Source organism: Paenibacillus sp. GCM10023250, assembly GCF_042653205.1.
Lineage (GTDB): Bacteria > Bacillota > Bacilli > Paenibacillales > Paenibacillaceae > Paenibacillus_Z.
In genome coordinates this window covers 37,444-53,806 of sequence record NZ_JBHSHY010000018.1, presented here as the reverse complement: position 1 = coordinate 53,806, position 16,363 = coordinate 37,444, and the positions used below count along the sequence as shown (strand labels likewise).

Here is a 16,363-nt window from a genome sequence, read left to right as displayed (position 1 = left end):
CTAGTATGGCCGCATCTTCCAAAAATATGTACCGCCCGGCCGAATTCACGGCGAAGGCCACGTGCCCTGCACGATGAAACGAAGGCGATACAACGAAACAACCGCGCGAAATGCGGTCCTTTGCCGCTTCTCCGTCCGACCGCCCGTTTCCGGAGAATTCCGTATAAATTGCCAGTCGAAGGAAACGCTGAAACCATACCGATATCGAACAGTGCAGGTGGGAATATGGAGCAGCAGGAGCAACGGCAGGACCGGCCACAACTGTCCCATATCGCGCAGCAGTTCGACGACTGCGCGGACTTCAAGCGTTTGACCTTCGCGCGGCTGAACATCGATCTATTGTTCTTCAGCCACATGATCGACAGCCAGAAGCTGGACCGCGAGGTTCTCTCTCCGCTCCTGTCGGCGCCCGAAGGCAAGCTGCTGGATGTGCTCGGCCGACTGTCTTTCGAGCGGAAGCGCGAGAACAAGCAGATCGTTGAAGATATCCTGAGCGGGAGCATCGCACTCTTCCATCAGAGCGACGTCTACATCGTCGATCTGTACAGCCCGAAGGGCCGGCAGATCAGCCAATCGGAGACCGAGACGACGATCACTGGGCCGCATGAGGCGTTTTCGGAGCCCGCCTGGGAGACGCTCGCCCTCATTCGCCGGCGCGTGCGCAGCTCCCATTTGAAGTGCCTGCGCTTCCGCGTCGGGGAAATCACGAAAACGGACGTCTACCTGCTCTACGTCGCCGATATCGCCAATGCGGACAACGTGGCCGAGCTGAAGCGCCGCATCCAAGCGATCGAGATCGACGCCGTGCACGACACGAACATGCTCGTTCAGCTAATCGACGACAGGCCGGTATCCCTCTTTCCGCAGTTTTTCACGACGGAACGCCCCGACGCGATCGCTTCCAAGCTCGTCGCGGGCCGGATCGTCGGCATCATGGACGGCAGCCCGTACGCTTTCAGCGCGCCGACGTCGTTCTTTGAATTTTTCACGTCCTCCGACGATTATTACCAGCGCTGGTCGCTCGGCACGGCTACGCGGATCTTGCGGTTCGTGTCGTTCGTTATCACTATTTTGTTCACCTGCTTCTATGTATCCGTGACGACGTTCCACTACGAGATGATCCCGCAAAACATGCTGCTGACCCTGTCGGAGTCGCGCAGCCGCGTGCCGTTCCCGCCGGTATTCGAGTCGCTGTTCATGGAAGCGGTCATCGAATTTCTCCGCGAAGCAGGCGCCCGGCTGCCGACCAAGATCGGCCAAACGATCGGCATCGTCGGCGGTATCGTCATCGGCCAAGCCGCCGTTCAGGCCGGCTTCACGAGCAACATCCTGATCATCGTCGTCGCGTCCTCCGCGATAGCTTCGTTCGTCATGCCGAGCTACATCATGAGCGCGTCCCTCCGCCTGATTCGCTTCGGCCTGATCATCCTGGCCGGCATCTGGGGCAATCTCGGCATCACGATCGGCATTGCGTATCTCATCATTCATTTAAGCTATCTGACGAGCCTGAATACCTCGTACATGACGCCGATCGCGCCGCATAAGCCGACCGACTGGCTGGACGTCTTCGTCCGCGCGCCCTTCAAGCTGTTGAAGAAACGGCCGTCGCAAGCGAAACCTGCGAATCCGGTGCACGTCAGAATGAAAAAGTAGGAGGCGTTTTCGCATTGATGGCCGTCAAGGAGAAACTAGCCTCCTTTCACACGCTGGTCCTGATTTACATGACGCAGACGGGTGTCGCCGTCCTGTCCCTCGGCCAATTGCTCGCGGTCACGTTCGGCTACAACGGCTGGCTGGCGCTGCCTGCCTATGCCACCGTCGTCACGGTCAACCTGCTGCTGATCGGTCTCGTTCACCGCATGGGACGGGGGCAGTCGATCTTCGACATCATGGAACGGCGGCTGCCCAAGCCGCTGCTCGCGCCGCTCTATCTCCTATTCATCTCGGTATGGAGCATGCTGGCCTGCCTCGTCATCATGGAATACGTGCTGATCTTCCAAATGATCGCCTTCCCCACGACCAATTCGATCTGGTTCAAGCTCGTCATCGACGTGCTCGGGTTCATGCTGTTCACGAAAGGCGTCTATACGATCGCCAAGGCGAGTACGGTCTTTTTCTACTTGACGGTCTGGATGTATCCGTTATCGTGCACGTTCTTCAACAATTTCAACTGGTCCCGATTGACGCCGTTTCTGCTGCAGGGCGGAAATTACCAGCCCTCGGGCATCGTCGACATCTATACCGCGTTCCTCGGCTACGAGCTCGTCCTCCTGCTGTTCGGACAGGTCGACCGTTCCGCGAAGCCGGTCAAGCTGGCGATATGGGCGAACGTGCTCGTCCTGCTCAGCTACGCGTACATCTGCTTCCTCGTGCTCGGCTTCTTCGGTCTCCATCAATTGCAGCAGATGCAGTACCCGCTAATCGACATGTTCGCCTTCATCAAGTTCCCCTTCATCGAAAGGATCGAGAACGTGCTGTACGGCCTGCTGTTGTTCACGATGCTGACCACCACGTCGATGTACTTCTGGGCGTCGAACGAAGCAAGCGGCAGGCTGCTCCCGAAGATCAAGCCCGAGTACCGGGGCGCGGCGCTCGTCGCCGGGGCGTTCCTGATCGGCCTGATTCCGGATACGATCGGCAACGTCGATCAATGGCTGACGCTGTTCAGCCGGATCGAGATCGGCATCTCGTTCGGCCTGCCGCTCTTCCTGATCGTCCTGCTCCTGATCCGCCGAGAGAAGGAGGCTTCCGCCGGTGCGTAATCTCCGCCGCCGGTCCGCGCTCCTCGCGCTCGCCGCCGCGGTTCTGATTGGGGGCTGCGGCGACCAGCGGGTGCTGGAGAACATCGGCTTCATCCAGACGACCAGCTACGACCTCATGCCGAACGGCGAGTTGAAAATCGCTGTCGCCATCCCGCGCCTCGACGCGGAATCCAGCGAGCAGCGGGAAGTGCTCCGCACGACGGCCCGCACCAGCAAGCTGGCGAGGATCGAGCTGTCGAGGCAGACCAGTCTGCAGCTCGTCAGCGGCCAGCTGCGCGTCACGCTGCTCGGCAAGTCGTTCGTCCAGGCAGGCATCGGCCATCACCTCGATACGCAAGTGCGCGACCCGGCCATCTCGCCGCTCATGAAGATCGCCGTTGTGAACGGAGACGCCGAGGAGCTGCTGAACCGGCGGTACAGCCAGCATCCGCGGACGGACCGCTACATCGAACGGATGCTCGAGAAGGAAGCCAGCATGCATTCCATCCCAAAGTCCACGCTCCATCAGTTCGTACGCGACTACTTCGACGACGGCATCGACCCCGTCGCGCCCCTCCTGCGCCAGTCGGGCGAGAACATCGTCACCGACGGCATCGCCTTGTTCAAGCACGACCGCTACGTTGATCGGCTGCCGCCGAAGGACGCGATGATCTTCGCCGTTCTGCGCGGCAATTTCAGACAGGGCGAACTTGCCTTCACGCTGCCGAAGGGAGGAGGAAACGTCTTCATTACGTCGCTCATCAGCAAGCGCGACGTCCGCGTAACCGGGACGGGCAACACGACGAAAGTGATCATCAGCGCGGGGCTGCACGGCTCGGTGCTGGAATACATGGGCGGACTCGACCTCGGCAGACAGGAGAACGTGAAGCAGCTGGAGGCTAAGGCAGGGGCGTATCTGTCGGAGGAGGCGGATCGCGTCATGAAGCGGATGCAGGCGAAAGGCGCCGACGGCGCGGGCATCGGCACCTACGTGCGCAATCATATGGGCTACGCCGCCTGGCGCAAAACGGACTGGGAGGCGCGCTATCCGAACGTCGACGTGGAATGCCGCATCCGGATGACGATCGACAACGTCGGCAAGATGAAATGAGTCACTCCGTCAAGATGAGCGGACCGGCTGCCGTGATCGCGACCGTATGCTCGTACTGCACGCCGCGGGAGCCGTCGAACGTGCGGGCCGTCCAGCCGTCCGCGTCGACGACGACGTTCGGCCGGCCCGTCACGAGAATCGGCTCGATGGTGATGACCATGCCCTCCCGCAGCTTCTTGCCGGTGCCGGCCTTGCCCGTGTGCAGCACCTGCGGGTCCTCGTGCATCCGCTTGCCGATGCCGTGGCCGATGAACGCCTCCACGATGGCGTAGCCTCCCCGCTCGGCGACGGTCTGCACGGCGCTGCCGATGTCGCCGAGCCGGGCGCCCGCCGTCGCTTGGCGGATGCCCCGGTACAGCGCCAGCTTCGCCGCGCGCATGAGGCGCGTCATCTCCGGACGCGCCCGTCCGACCGCGTACGTCCAAGCGGAATCGGCCATCCAGCCGTCCAGCTCCGCGACCATGTCGAATGTGACGATGTCGCCGTCGCGCAGCGGGACGTCCGTCGGCAAGCCGTGGCAGACCACGTCGTTGACGGACGCGCAGGTCGCGAACCGGTAGCTGCGGTAGCCCTTCTGCGCGGGCCTCGCGCCGCGGCCGAGCATGAACGCCTCCGCGAAGCGGTCGATCTCGAGCGTCGTGACGCCGGGCCGCAGCCGGCGGCCGATCTCGCGGTGGCAGGCCGCGACGATCCGGCCCGCCCGGCGCATCCGGGCGATCTCCTCCTTCGTTTTGAGTTGAATCATGGGTCATCCCTCCTGCTCCTGAGGCAGGCAGCCGGCGGTCGCGGGTACGGGAGAGAACGCAGCAAGAACGCAGCAAAAACGCAGCGGGGATACGTGCGGAGACGAAGGCGCGGATCATCCGGGTTGGCGGAGGCCGAATCGATTCGCGCCGAGGCTGTCGGCATGGCCTGCCGTGATCGATCGATGGCATTAAGAAACCGCCCGTGCAAAGCGGCTGCCGCCGGCGTGACAAGACCACGGCGGCAGCCAACTAACCCAGGCAACCGCCTCGAACGCGGGCAGCCGGCGATCGGACGGGCAACAAAAAAGCCTTGTCCCTATCGTACCGGGCAAGGCTTATCTTTCAATGTATTAACTGACCGAGGAGCGAAGCCGCCCCATTTCATGCTCCACCAATAGCGTCAATTCCTCCTCATACCCGCCCGTAATGCGATACTTGCGGATATAATCCCGAACGAACTTCCGGGAGTCCTTCGGCTGGAAAATGCGCGTAAGCTCCACGAGGCTTTCTTTGACTTCATTGTGGCTGTGTTTCGCCATGAAATCCCCTCCTAGCATCGGTTGGTAGTTCTAACAATCCGAAAGCGAGCATGTTGAACGATCCACTTTAATGAAAGGTGAGTCCGGAGCTTGATGGAGCTGAATATTAAATTTTCTAATTTATCAATCAATTATAACATTTTCAATCGGAATATAAAAGCGAACACGGCATTATTTATTTGTGAATCATCCATTTTTGTCGTTTTCTGTCGAATCGGCGCCGGGTATGTCCCTCTCCCGCGAACGCGCTGACGCGGCCGACCATGCACTGCTTTTATACATGCGCAAGTAAGCCAAGACGCCAACGATCGCAACGAGGATGCCGAACAGGATGACCGCAGTCGTTATCCAAGGGCTAACCACCATGCGCCCTCCCTTCGCTCCGCTGGATTTCCATATATAGGCTAATTATAGAGGAAAGGAATAACGCTTTCAATGCGGCGGACAACCGCTGTGGAAATGTAACATGTTACAATCCGATTACCCTGCGAAACGTCCCGCTTCCCCAAGCCAAGAGCTCGCCATTATTATCGGCAATCCGCGCCTCGAGCGTTAACGTCCGGCGCGACCGGTGGATCAGCGCCGCCTCGCAGGTCAGCCGCCCCTCCGAAGAAGGGTGCAAATAATGGACGTTCAGTCCGGTCGTAACCGTCCCGTCCCCCGGACACGCCAAAATCGCGACAAGGCCCATGGCATTGTCGAGCATGGACGCCAGTACGCCGCCATGGACGATGCCGGCCATGTTCAGATGCTCAGGCCTTACCGACAGCGCGATGACCGCCTTGCCCTCTCCGGCGGTCACCAGTTCAAAGCCCAGATATCCCCAAAACGACTTCTTCGCCGCCGCTTCCAGCGCTTCGAGCGCCGATCGCGCGTCCGGCCCGTTCGGACGGTCCTGCCCGTTATCCTTCATGGCCTCCACCCTCGTCGTTCCCGGCCGCGGCCAGTTCCTCTTCTTCTTGCAGCTTGCGCCGCAGCACCTTGCCGATCATGGACATGGGCAGCGCGTCGCGGAATTCGTACAGATGCGGCACCTTGAACACCGCCAGCCGCTCCCGGCACCAGCGGTCGAGCTGCATCGCGGAGACGGTCACGTCCTTGCGCAGCACGACGAACGCCTTAACCGTCTCGCCGCGGTATTCGTCCTTCACGCCGATGACCGCCGCTTCCCGCACCGCGGGATGCTCATACAGCACCTCCTCCACCTCGCGCGGGTAAATGTTGAAGCCGCCGGCGATGATGATGTCCTTGATCCGGTCCACGATCGTGAAGTAGCCGTCGGCGTCGACGCTCGCCAGGTCGCCGGTATGCAGCCAGCCGTCCCGCAGCGCCTCGGCCGTCGACGCCGGCCGGTTCCAGTAGCCCTTCATGACCTGCGGGCCCTGCACCAGCAGCTCGCCGACGCCGCCGGCCGGGAGCTCCTCGCCCGTCGCCGGGTCGACGATCTTGGCCAGCGTGCCGGGGAGCGGAACGCCGATCGTGCCGATTTTGCGCTTCCCCCAGAGCGGGTTGGCGTGGGTGACGGGAGCCGCTTCCGTCAGGCCGTAACCCTCGATGAGCCGCCCGCCGGTCAGCGCTTCGAATCGATTCTGCACCTCGAGCGGCAGCGGCGCGGACCCGCTGATGCATGCCTTGACGGACGACAGGTCGTACTTCATCGCGTCCGGATGGTTCAGCAGCGCCACGTACATCGTCGGCGCGCCGGGGAACACCGTCGGTTTCTCGTCGCGGATCGCTTTCAGCACATGCTCGATCTCGAAGCGCGGCAGCAGCACGATGGACCCCGCTTTGAGCACGGACAGATTCATGATCACCGTCAGTCCAAACACGTGAAACAGCGGCAGCGCCGCGAGAAACCGCTCCTTTCCTTCCAGCATCCGGTAAAACCACGCCTCGCACTGGGCCGCGTTCGCGATCAGGCTGCGGTGCGTCAGCATGACGCCCTTCGCCGTGCCCGTCGTGCCGCCGGTATACTGCAGCTGCGCGACGTCCGTCTCCGGGTCGGTCTCGACGAGCGCCGGCAGCTTCGGCGCCCTCGCCATGAAGGCGGCGTAGCGCGTCACGCCGTCCTTGCCGTACGGGATAAGCGGCTGCGGCCCCGCGCGGCGCTGCTTGATCGGGTACAGCAGGTTTTTGGGAAACGGCAGCCCGTCTTGGATGGTCGTCACGATCACCTTGCGCAGCTCCGGGACCGGACCGGCCCCCGGCGCCTCGCCCCGCACCCGCGCCAGACGGGGATACAGCACGTCGAGCGTGACGATGACGGCGGCGCCGCAGTCCCGCAGCTGATGCTCCAGCTCCCGCTCCACGTAGAGCGGGTTCGTCATGACGACGACGGCGCCCGCGAGCAGCGTGCCGAAGTAGGAGACGACGGCCTGCGGGCAGTTTGGGAGCATGATGGCGACGCGGTCGCCCTTGCCGACGCCGGCCGCCTGCAGCCCCGCCGCCATCCGCTGCGCCGCGGCGAGCAGCTCCTTGTAGGAGATCCGCTTGCCGAAGAAGAACAGCGCCTCCTTCGCCGGATGCTTGGCGGCGGTCTGGATCAGCATGTCGCCGAGGGCGATATTCGGAATCGCGACGTCGGGGTCAACCTCGCCGGGATAGTTGCGAAGCCAGGGCCAAACCTGCGGTTGGGTCATTTTTGGGCCTCCTAAAAGTTTTTGCGTGAGCAAAAACTCGCTTCGTAAGCATTGGCTTAAGTTTTTGCGTGAGCAAAAACTCGCTTCGAAAGCATAGGCTTGTTTTTGCGAAACTTCCTGGGAAACAGCTCTGCGAGCAAAAACTCCCTTCGGAAGCATTGGCTCAAGTTTTTGCGTGAGCAAAAACTCGCTTCGAAAGCGTTGGCTTGTTTTTGCGAAACTTCCTGAACATGCTGCATTCCGGCCGGAACGGCGGCCTACAGCGTATACTGCTGGCTCTTCACGACCCGCGCCGCGATGCTCCGCTTGAGCGCGATCGTATCCCAGAGCGGCGCGCGCATGAGCTTCTTCAGCACGGCGAGCTGCGTCTGCAGCGCGTCGCCCGTCTCGAGCGCGGCGAGCGCCGTCTTGGCGTGGCTTTCGATGCGCTCCATGGCCTCCTGCACGAAGACGGCCGTCATCTCGACCGCGTTGCGGGTGCGCGCGGCCGTGGCCGGGTCGGCCAGCAGCAGCATTTTGCGCGTCCGAAGCGCGGCGCTCTCCATCGCGAACGTCTGGATCATCATGTCCGCGAGCAGGCACAGCGTCTCCTGCTGCTGCTCCAGCGCGAGCCCGAATTTCTGCACCGCGAGCCCGCCGACCGCGAGGAACGTCCGCTTCGCCTGCCCGATCCGGTACGTCTCCTTGGCGAGCGGCTCATCGAACGCCGGCAGCGGCATCGGCTGCAGCAGCTCCGCCTGGAGCGCGCGCGCCTTGCGCAGCAGCGGCAGCTCGCCCTTCAGCGCTTTTTTCATGAGCGTGCCCGGGATGAGCATCCGGTTGATCTCGTTCGTACCCTCGAAAATCCGGTTGATCCGCGAATCGCGGTAGATCCGCTCGACCTTGTACTCCTTGACGTAGCCGTAGCCGCCGTGGATCTGAACCGCTTCGTCCGCCACGAAGTCGAGCGCCTCCGTCGCGAACACCTTGTTGATCGAGCATTCCAGCGCGTATTCGGATATCGCCTTGGCGGCCCGCGCCCCGGCGCCGTCCGCGTCGCCGCCGGCCGCTTCGCTCGCCCGCAGCATCTCGTCGATCCAGCCCGCCGTGCGGTATACCATGCTCTCCGTGACGAACGCCGCGATGTTCATGTCCGCTAGCTTCGCCCCGATGAGCGGGAACGACGCGATCGGGCGGCCGAACTGCTTGCGGCCGTTCGCGTATTTGGCCGCGAGCGCCACCGCTTCCTTCGCGCTGCCGACGCAGCCCGCGGCCAGCTTGAAGCGGCCGATGTTCAGGATGTTGAACGCGATGACGTGGCCCTTGCCGACCTCGCCGAGCACGTTGTCGACCGGCACCGGCGTATCGTCGAAGAAGATCGGGCAGGTCGAGGACCCTTTGATGCCCATCTTGTGCTCCTCCGGGCCGATGCTGAAGCCGGGCAGCCCCCGCTCCACGATGAAGGCGGTAAAATGGTCGCCGTTCACCTTCGCGTACACGATGAACACGTCGGCGAACCCGGAATTCGTAATGTACAGCTTGGAGCCGTTCAGCACGTAATGCGTGCCGTCGGCGTTTAATCGCGCGGTCGTCTTCGCCCCGAGCGCGTCGGAGCCGGATGACGGCTCCGTCAGGCAGTACGCCGCGATCTTCGTGCCGGCCGCGAGATCGGGCAAATACTTCGCTTTCTGCGCCGGCGTGCCGAAGAAGACGATGGGCAGCGTGCCGATGCCCACGTGCGCGCCCACGGACAGCGCGAAGGACGAGGCCTCCGCCAGCGTCTCCGCGAGAAGCGTCGAGCTTACCTTGTCGAGCCCGAGCCCGCCGTACGCCTCCGGCACGTCCGCGCCCAGCAGGCCGAGCTCCCCGGCCTGGCGCAGCAGCTTCACCGTCAACTCGTAATTCAGCGCCTCGATTTCGGCGTCGCGGGGCCGGACCTCGCCCTCGAGGAACGCCCGCGCCGCTTCGCCTATCATGACCTGCTCGTCGGTAAAATCCTCGGGCGTGACGATGTCCTGCGGCGCCATGTCTTCGATCACGAACCGGCCGCCCCAACCTTTGTTCTGGGCCATACCGCTGCCTCCTTTCTCTATCAAGCGGAAGATGCGTCAGGAATAGGAATGCGCATGAGACGGAAAATGCGAGGAACCTCGCGCAAAGCATGATAGGCGGCGAAGCTTCGCGCAACCGGCCAAAAGGCCGCGCAGCCGCTTAAACGGAGTCCGGCTCGACCGTAAACACGCCAGCCGCCCCCATGCCGCCGCCGACGCACATGGAGACGATGCCGTTGCCGCCGCCCCGCCGCCGGAGCTCGTGGATGAGCGACACGGACAGCTTCGCGCCCGTGCAGCCGAGCGGGTGGCCGAGCGCGATCGCGCCGCCATTCAAGTTCACCTTCGCGGGGTCGAGGCCGAGCTCCGCGATGATCGGCAGGCATTGGGCGGCGAACGCCTCGTTCAGCTCGATCGCATCCACCTGCCCGAGCGTCAGCTTCGCCCTTGCGAGCGCCTTCGGAATCGCCTCGATCGGGCCGATGCCCATGACCTCCGGCGCGACGCCGGCCACGGCGTACGCGCGGAAGACGGCGAGCGGCTTCGCGCCGATCCGCTCGGCCCGCTCCCGGCTCATGACGACGACCGCCGCGGCGCCGTCGTTCATCTGCGACGCGTTGCCCGCCGTGACCGTACCTTCGCGGGCGAAGGACGGCTTCAGCTTCGCCAGCGCCTCCGGCGTCGTGTCGGGGCGCACGCCCTCGTCCTGATCGAACGTGAACGACTTGCTCCATGGACGGCCGTTGTCGTCGACGCCCTCCCGCCGCACGTGCAGCGGGACGATCTCCTCCCGGAAGCGGCCTTCGGCGATCGCCCGGGCCGCCTTGCGGTGGCTCTCCGCCGCGTACGCGTCCTGCGCCTCGCGGCTGACGCCGTAGCGCCGGGCCACCTCCTCGGCGGTGTGGCCCATGCCCATGTACACCTCCGGCATGCCGTCCGCAATGCCGGGATGCGGCGAAAGCTTGAAGCCGGTCATGGGGACATGGCTCATGCTTTCGACGCCGCCGGCGAGGACGACGTCCGCCTCGCCGAGCCGGATGCGCTCCGCGGCATAGGCGATCGCCTGCAGCCCCGACGCGCAAAACCGGTTGACGGTCACGGCCGGCGTCGTGACCGGAAAGCCCGCATACAGCGTCATGATGCGGGCGAAGTTCAGCCCCTGCTCGCCCTCGGGCATCGCGCAGCCGATGACGACATCCTCGACATCGGCGTCATCCAGCCCGGGCACGCGGTCGACGGCCGCGCGCAGCACGGCGCGGCCGAGATCCTCGGCGCGCGTGTCGGCGAGGCTGCCCTTCTTCGCTTTGCCCACGGCGGTGCGCACGGCGGCGACGATGACGGCGTCGCGCGGGTTTCGTTCAGCGCTCATCTCGGGAATCCCTCCTTCATGAATGGGTCGGTTCGCGGACGGCCTCTCCCGTCCGCTAATTACGCAGCGGCTTGCCGGTCGCGAGCATATGCTGCATCCGCGCCTGCGTCTTCGGCTCGCCGCACAGGCTGAGGAACGCCTCGCGCTCGAGGTCGAGCAGATACTGCTCGCTCACCTCCGCCCCCGGCGCCGCATCGCCCCCGGCGAGCACATGCGCGAGCTTGCGGCCGATCAATACATCGTGCTTGCTCGCCATGCCGCCGAGCCGCATGTTCTCGACCGCCAGCTGCAGCACGGCGCGCCCTTCGCGGCCCGCGACGCGGATGCGCCGGTCCGCCGGCGGCGGGGCGTAGCCCTCGCGGTCCATCGCGAGCACCGTCCGCTTCGCCTCCGCCGTTCGCGTCTCGCCGCGGAGCACGACGCGGTCCTGCGGCCGCATGAAGCCGAGGCGGGCGACGTCGTAGCCGCTCGTCGACGTTTTGCCGAGCGCGATCGTCTCGAACAGCGCGATCACCTGCGGCTGCAGGTCGCCGCCCGCCCCGGTCCGCGCGTCCGCGAGCGCCGCCGCTTCCTTGCAGCCGCCGCCGGCGGGAATGAGGCCGACGCCCGTCTCGACGAGGCCGAAATACGTCTCCGCCGCGAACACGACCCGGTCCGCCGGCAGGCAGGCTTCCACCCCGCCGCCGAGCGTCATCCGGTGCGGCGCCGCCACGACGGGCCGGTCGAGCCGCTTCAGCGCCAGCATGCTCTGCTGGAACTGCGCGATGATGTCGTCGATCTCGTCGAAGTCGCCGTTATGCGCTTCGAGCAGGAGCATCAGGAGGTTCGCCCCGACGCAGAAATGCCGCCCTTCGTTCGCGACGACGAGCCCGCGCCAGTTGCGGCTGACCTCCGCCGCGCTTTGGCGGATCGCGGTCAAAATGTCCCCGCCGATCGCGTTGTTCGGCGAATGGAACACGAGCGCGGCCACGTCGTTGCCGATGTCGAGCAGGGACGCGCCGGCGTTGCCGAGGACGACCTTGCCGGCGTCCTTGACCGCCTTCAGCGAGATGACGTCAGGCTCTTCCTCCTGCAGCCGGTACTCCCCGCGGCTCACGTAGAACCGCAGCGTGCCCTCCTGCTTGTAAAAGCTGCGGTTGCCGGCGGCGATCCAATCCGCCACCCATTCCGGGATCTCATCGCCCTCCTCCCGCATCCGCTGCACGGAGCGCTCGAGGCCGATCGCGTCCCACAGCTCGAACGGGCCGAGCTCCCAGTTAAAGCCCCACACGAGCGCCCGGTCGATGTCGGCGACCGTGTCCGCGATCGCGGCGAGCTGGCGGGCCGAATAGAGCAGCACCGTCTTGAGCGCCGTCCAGGCGAAGCGGGCATACCGGTCGTCCGGGTCCGTGAACAGCAGCGCCTTGACCTTGGCCGCGGCGCCCTTGGCCGTCTTCGCCGCCTCGATGACCGGCGAATTCACGCTGCGGCGCGGCGCGTACGTCAGCGTCTCGAGCTGCAGCGTCTCGATGTCGCTGCCGCCGCCGGGCCGCTTGATTTTGCGGTAAAAGCCGCTCCCCGCCTTCTCGCCGGTCCAGCCCTTCGCCACGAGCGCCTCCAGCTCCGGCGGCCGCGCGAACGCGTCGCGCTCCGCGGGGTCGTCGCTGCGCTCCCGCACGTTGTCCAGGACATGCAGCAGCGTGTCGAGGCCGACGAGGTCGAGCAGGCGGAAGGTGGCCGTCTTGGGCCGGCCCATCGCCGGGCCGGTCAGCGCGTCGACCTCGTCTACGCCGAGCCCGTACGCCCGCGCCGCAGCGATCGTCGTCGCCATGCCGTACGTGCCGATCCGGTTCGCGATGAAGTTCGGCGTGTCCTTGGCGCGGACGACCCCTTTGCCGAGCTGCCCTTCGCAGACGGCCGCCAGCCGATCGATCGTCTCGGGCGCCGTATCGGGGCCGGGGACGAGCTCCACCAGCTTCATGTGCCGGGGCGGGTTGAAAAAGTGCGTCACCGCGAACTGCCGCCGGAACGTCTCGCCGCGTCCTTCCGCCATCGCGGCCGCGGACAGTCCCGACGTGTTCGAGGACACGAGCGTGCCGGGCTTCAGGACCGGCTCGATGCGGGCGAACACGCTCCGCTTGACGTCCAGCCGCTCGACCACGGCCTCGACGATCCAATCGACCTCGCCGAGCCGGGCGAGATCATCCTCCAGGTTGCCGGGCGCGATGCGCCCGATGAACGAGGCTTCGTACAAGGCCGGAGGCTCTTGCTTCGCCAGCCGGGCCAGACCGGCCGCGGCCAGCCGGTTGCGGACGGCCCGGTCGGCCAGCGTCGCGCCGGCTCTCGCCTCCTGCTCCGTCAGCGCGTCCGGCACCACGTCCAGCAGCAGCACGGACATGCCCGCGTTAGCGAGATGGGCAGCGATCCCCGCCCCCATGACGCCCGATCCAATGACTGCCGCCCGGCGAACCGCCGGCGTCGATCGTACTCCCACGCAGCTCCCTCCTTTGGGGTTAAAATGGCCGCTCGGCGCGGCATCGGCGGCGTATGTACCGTGACGGGTACCCATCTCGGCGCCCCTGCCGGCCCGGCGCGGCGATGAGCCGTGCCGGGACCGGCTCTTGGCGCCGTCTCCGCCTCTACTTGCAGTCGCGTGCCGTACCGGGTACGGCTCTTTACTCGATTTCCGCCAAATCGCGGCCATGTACCGTACCTGGTACGGCTCTTTGCTCAATTCCCGCCGAATTGCATTGCACTCTCCCCCCGGAAATTCATCCGCTCCCGAATCCCTCCCGCTACTGCGCGCCGCCGAATACGCTTTCGGCCAGCAGCTCGGCGACGTCGCGGGCGCGGACGCGGTCCTCGGCCTCGTGCAGCTTGATGCCGTCCTCCATCATCGTCAGGCAGTACGGACACGCGGAGCCGATGACCGTCGGCGACGTGTCCAGCGCCTGCGCCGTCCGGGCCTCGTTCACGCGCACGCCGGCGCGCTCTTCCATCCACATGAGGCCGCCGCCCGCACCGCAGCAAAGCCCGTTCGCGCGGTTCCGCTCCATCTCGAGCATGGTCACGCCCGGGATGGCCCGCAGCAGCGCGCGGGGCGCCTCGTACTCGCCGTTGTACCGGCCGAGGTAGCACGAGTCGTGATACACGACCCGCTCGGATACCGGATGCGCGGGCACGAGCGAGCCGCCGGCGACGAGCCGCGCGAGCAGCGTCGTATGATGCTCCACCGCCACGGTCCGCGCGAGGCCGAAGTCGGCGTACTCGTTCTTCAGCGCGTTGAACGTATGCGGGCAAATCGTCACGATCCGCTTCACGCCGTAGCGCTGCAGCGTCGCGACGTTCTCGGCGCACAGCGTCTGGAACAGCAGCTCGTTGCCAAGGCGCCGCGCGGTGTCGCCGGAATTCCGTTCTTCGCCGCCGAGGACGGCGAACGGAATGCCCGCCTGCTGGAGCAGCCGCACGACCGCGAACAGCACCTTGCGGCTGCGCTGGTCGTACGCGCCCATCGTCCCCGCCCACAGCAGCAGCTCCGGCGGGTCGCCGCCGGCCGCCGCCTCCTTCATCGCCCGGACGGGCCGCGCGTCCGGCACGGCCGCTTCGTACGCCGCCAGCCAGGCGCCGCGCTCGCCGCGGGGCAGGCCCCACGGGTTGCCCTGGCGCTCGATGTTTTGCATCGCGCGCTGCGCCTCCGCCGGCACGCGGCCCTCGGTCAGGACGAGGTAGCGGCGCATGTCGATGATTTTGTCCACGTGCTCGTTGCCGACGGGGCACTGGTCCTCGCAGTTGCGGCAGGTCGTGCACGCCCACAGCTCCGTCTCCGTCATGACGTCGCCGATCAGCGCGGCATCCGCCGCCGCGGCGCCGGCGCGCGCCTGCCAGCCGTGCTTCTGCGCCGTCATCGTCGGCTCAATCGTCGTTGCCGCAGTACCGCCGCCGCTCCAGAGCGGCACCGTTTCCGCCATCGCATGCGCGCCCGGCGCGCCGCTTCCGAACGCGGGCACCCACGGCGATTTCGAGGTGATCGCGGCGCCCTTCTCCGTGAGATGATCGCGCAGCTTGACGATCAGATGCATCGGCGAGAGCAGCTTGCCCGTGCCCGCGGCCGGGCAGACGTTCGTGCAGCGGCCGCACTCGACGCAGGCGTACAGGTCGAGCAGCTGCTTGCGCGTGAACTGCTCCACCGCCCCGACCCCGAACGACTCCGCATCCTCGTCCTCGAGATCGAGCGGTGCCAGCCGGCCCGGCGGCGAGCCGCGGCGCAGCCACAGATTGACCGGCGCCGTCAAGATATGAAAATGCTTCGACTGCGGCACGTACACGAGAAACCCGAGCAGCACCGCCAAATGCAGCCACCAAAAGATCTCGTACAGCACGTCCCCCGCGGCCGGCGTCGCCCCGAGGTCCCGGAAGCCTTCGGCGATGCCCGAGGAGACCGGCGCGTACCCCGCATACAGCGACGCCTCCGCTCCCCCGCCGCCCGCAGGCGCTTCCTTCACGCGATCGAACGCCAGCGTCAGCAGCACCGTCAGCATCAGCCCGCCGATGAACCACAGCACGACCGACGGCTTCCAGCCCCGCTTCAGCCGCGTCAGCCGCTCGACGTACCGGCGGAACCCGCCGTACAGAATCGCCAGCAGCACGAGCGTAACCGTGATCTCCTGCGTCAGGACGAACCCATGATACGCCGGGAACGGCAGCGCGCGGCCCGTCAGTCCTTTCCACACGATGTCCGCCGCGCCGAACTGCAGCACGATGAACCCGTAAAAGAGCACCAGGTGCATGACGCCGCTCCGCAAATCCTTCAGCAGCTTGCGATGGCCGAACACCTGCCCCGCCCAGGCCAGGCTCCACGCGAACCTCGGCCCCGCCTCCGACGCCAGCGCGGCATTCGCCGCGAACGAAGACACGCCCAGCAGATCGTCGCCGTCGTGCTCGGGATCGGCGGGGTCGGGCGGCGGCGGGTGCGCGCGCTCCGCTTTGCGGCCCAGCAGCATGTACGCCACCCTGCGGCGGACGACCGTATAGAAGCAGGTCAGCGCCGTCACAACCAGCAGCGCGAAGCACGCCCACCGGATGCCCGAAGCCAGCGTCAGCTCGTTCATTCCTTCCACAAGGCTTCCTCCTTCCCTTGGCGCGGCGCGGTTCAGTATATGTCCCGTCGCGCGCCGTCATGTCGCGGAGGCCAAGACCCGCATCGCCCGCC

General features: G+C 65.6%; 11 protein-coding genes. 3 read left to right on the top strand and 8 right to left on the bottom strand.

Annotated elements, in window-relative coordinates; all coding sequences use genetic code 11:
• The first annotated feature begins 225 nt into the window (after positions 1 to 225).
• Genes ACFPB1_RS15520 through ACFPB1_RS15510 form a run of 3 tightly spaced genes read left to right on the top strand, consistent with a single transcriptional unit; the run spans position 226 to position 3,852 of the window.
• The gene (locus tag ACFPB1_RS15520) at positions 226 to 1,653 is read left to right on the top strand and encodes a spore germination protein (protein WP_379226838.1); all 1,428 of its coding nucleotides are present in this window, start codon (positions 226 to 228) and stop codon (positions 1,651 to 1,653) included.
• Positions 1,654 to 1,670: 17 nt separating this feature from the next.
• Positions 1,671 to 2,762, top strand: a complete 1,092-nt coding sequence (locus ACFPB1_RS15515) for a GerAB/ArcD/ProY family transporter (protein ID WP_379226943.1) — start codon at positions 1,671 to 1,673, stop codon at positions 2,760 to 2,762.
• Positions 2,755 to 3,852: a Ger(x)C family spore germination protein gene (locus tag ACFPB1_RS15510; RefSeq protein WP_379226836.1), complete on the top strand. Its 1,098-nt coding sequence runs from the start codon at positions 2,755 to 2,757 to the stop codon at positions 3,850 to 3,852. The genes ACFPB1_RS15515 and ACFPB1_RS15510 overlap by 8 nt, the downstream gene beginning before the upstream one ends.
• Before the next feature lies 1 nt (position 3,853).
• Here ACFPB1_RS15510 and map read toward each other — a convergent pair whose 3' ends face one another.
• The 8 genes from map to ACFPB1_RS15470 all read right to left on the bottom strand — a co-directional run bounded on the left by map (position 3,854) and on the right by ACFPB1_RS15470 (position 16,262).
• Positions 3,854 to 4,597: a type I methionyl aminopeptidase gene (gene map, locus ACFPB1_RS15505; RefSeq protein WP_379226834.1), complete on the bottom strand. Its 744-nt coding sequence runs from the start codon at positions 4,595 to 4,597 to the stop codon at positions 3,854 to 3,856.
• A gap of 351 nt (positions 4,598 to 4,948) precedes the next feature.
• A complete protein-coding gene (locus ACFPB1_RS15500) occupies positions 4,949 to 5,137 on the bottom strand; it encodes a hypothetical protein (RefSeq protein WP_090639126.1) in 189 nt (62 codons plus the stop codon).
• A 469-nt stretch (positions 5,138 to 5,606) separates the two neighbouring features.
• On the bottom strand, positions 5,607 to 6,050 hold the full coding sequence (locus tag ACFPB1_RS15495; protein WP_379226831.1) for a PaaI family thioesterase: 444 nt from the start codon (positions 6,048 to 6,050) through the stop codon (positions 5,607 to 5,609).
• Positions 6,040 to 7,776 (bottom strand): long-chain-fatty-acid--CoA ligase, encoded by a 1,737-nt coding sequence (locus tag ACFPB1_RS15490; protein ID WP_379226829.1) that lies wholly within the window; start codon positions 7,774 to 7,776, stop codon positions 6,040 to 6,042. Before ACFPB1_RS15490 ends, ACFPB1_RS15495 begins: the two co-directional genes overlap by 11 nt.
• 257 nt (positions 7,777 to 8,033) lie before the next feature.
• Positions 8,034 to 9,827 carry an acyl-CoA dehydrogenase family protein gene (locus ACFPB1_RS15485; protein ID WP_379226827.1) on the bottom strand — a complete coding sequence of 598 codons (1,794 nt, stop codon included), beginning with the start codon at positions 9,825 to 9,827 and terminating at the stop codon, positions 8,034 to 8,036.
• 139 nt (positions 9,828 to 9,966) lie between these two features.
• Positions 9,967 to 11,175, bottom strand: coding sequence for a thiolase family protein (locus ACFPB1_RS15480; protein ID WP_379226825.1), 1,209 nt, complete (start codon positions 11,173 to 11,175; stop codon positions 9,967 to 9,969).
• A 55-nt stretch (positions 11,176 to 11,230) separates the two neighbouring features.
• Positions 11,231 to 13,648 (bottom strand): 3-hydroxyacyl-CoA dehydrogenase/enoyl-CoA hydratase family protein, encoded by a 2,418-nt coding sequence (locus tag ACFPB1_RS15475; protein WP_379226823.1) that lies wholly within the window; start codon positions 13,646 to 13,648, stop codon positions 11,231 to 11,233.
• Positions 13,649 to 13,949: 301 nt separating this feature from the next.
• Positions 13,950 to 16,262, bottom strand: coding sequence for a (Fe-S)-binding protein (locus ACFPB1_RS15470; RefSeq protein ID WP_379226941.1), 2,313 nt, complete (start codon positions 16,260 to 16,262; stop codon positions 13,950 to 13,952).
• Positions 16,263 to 16,363 lie beyond the last annotated feature (101 nt).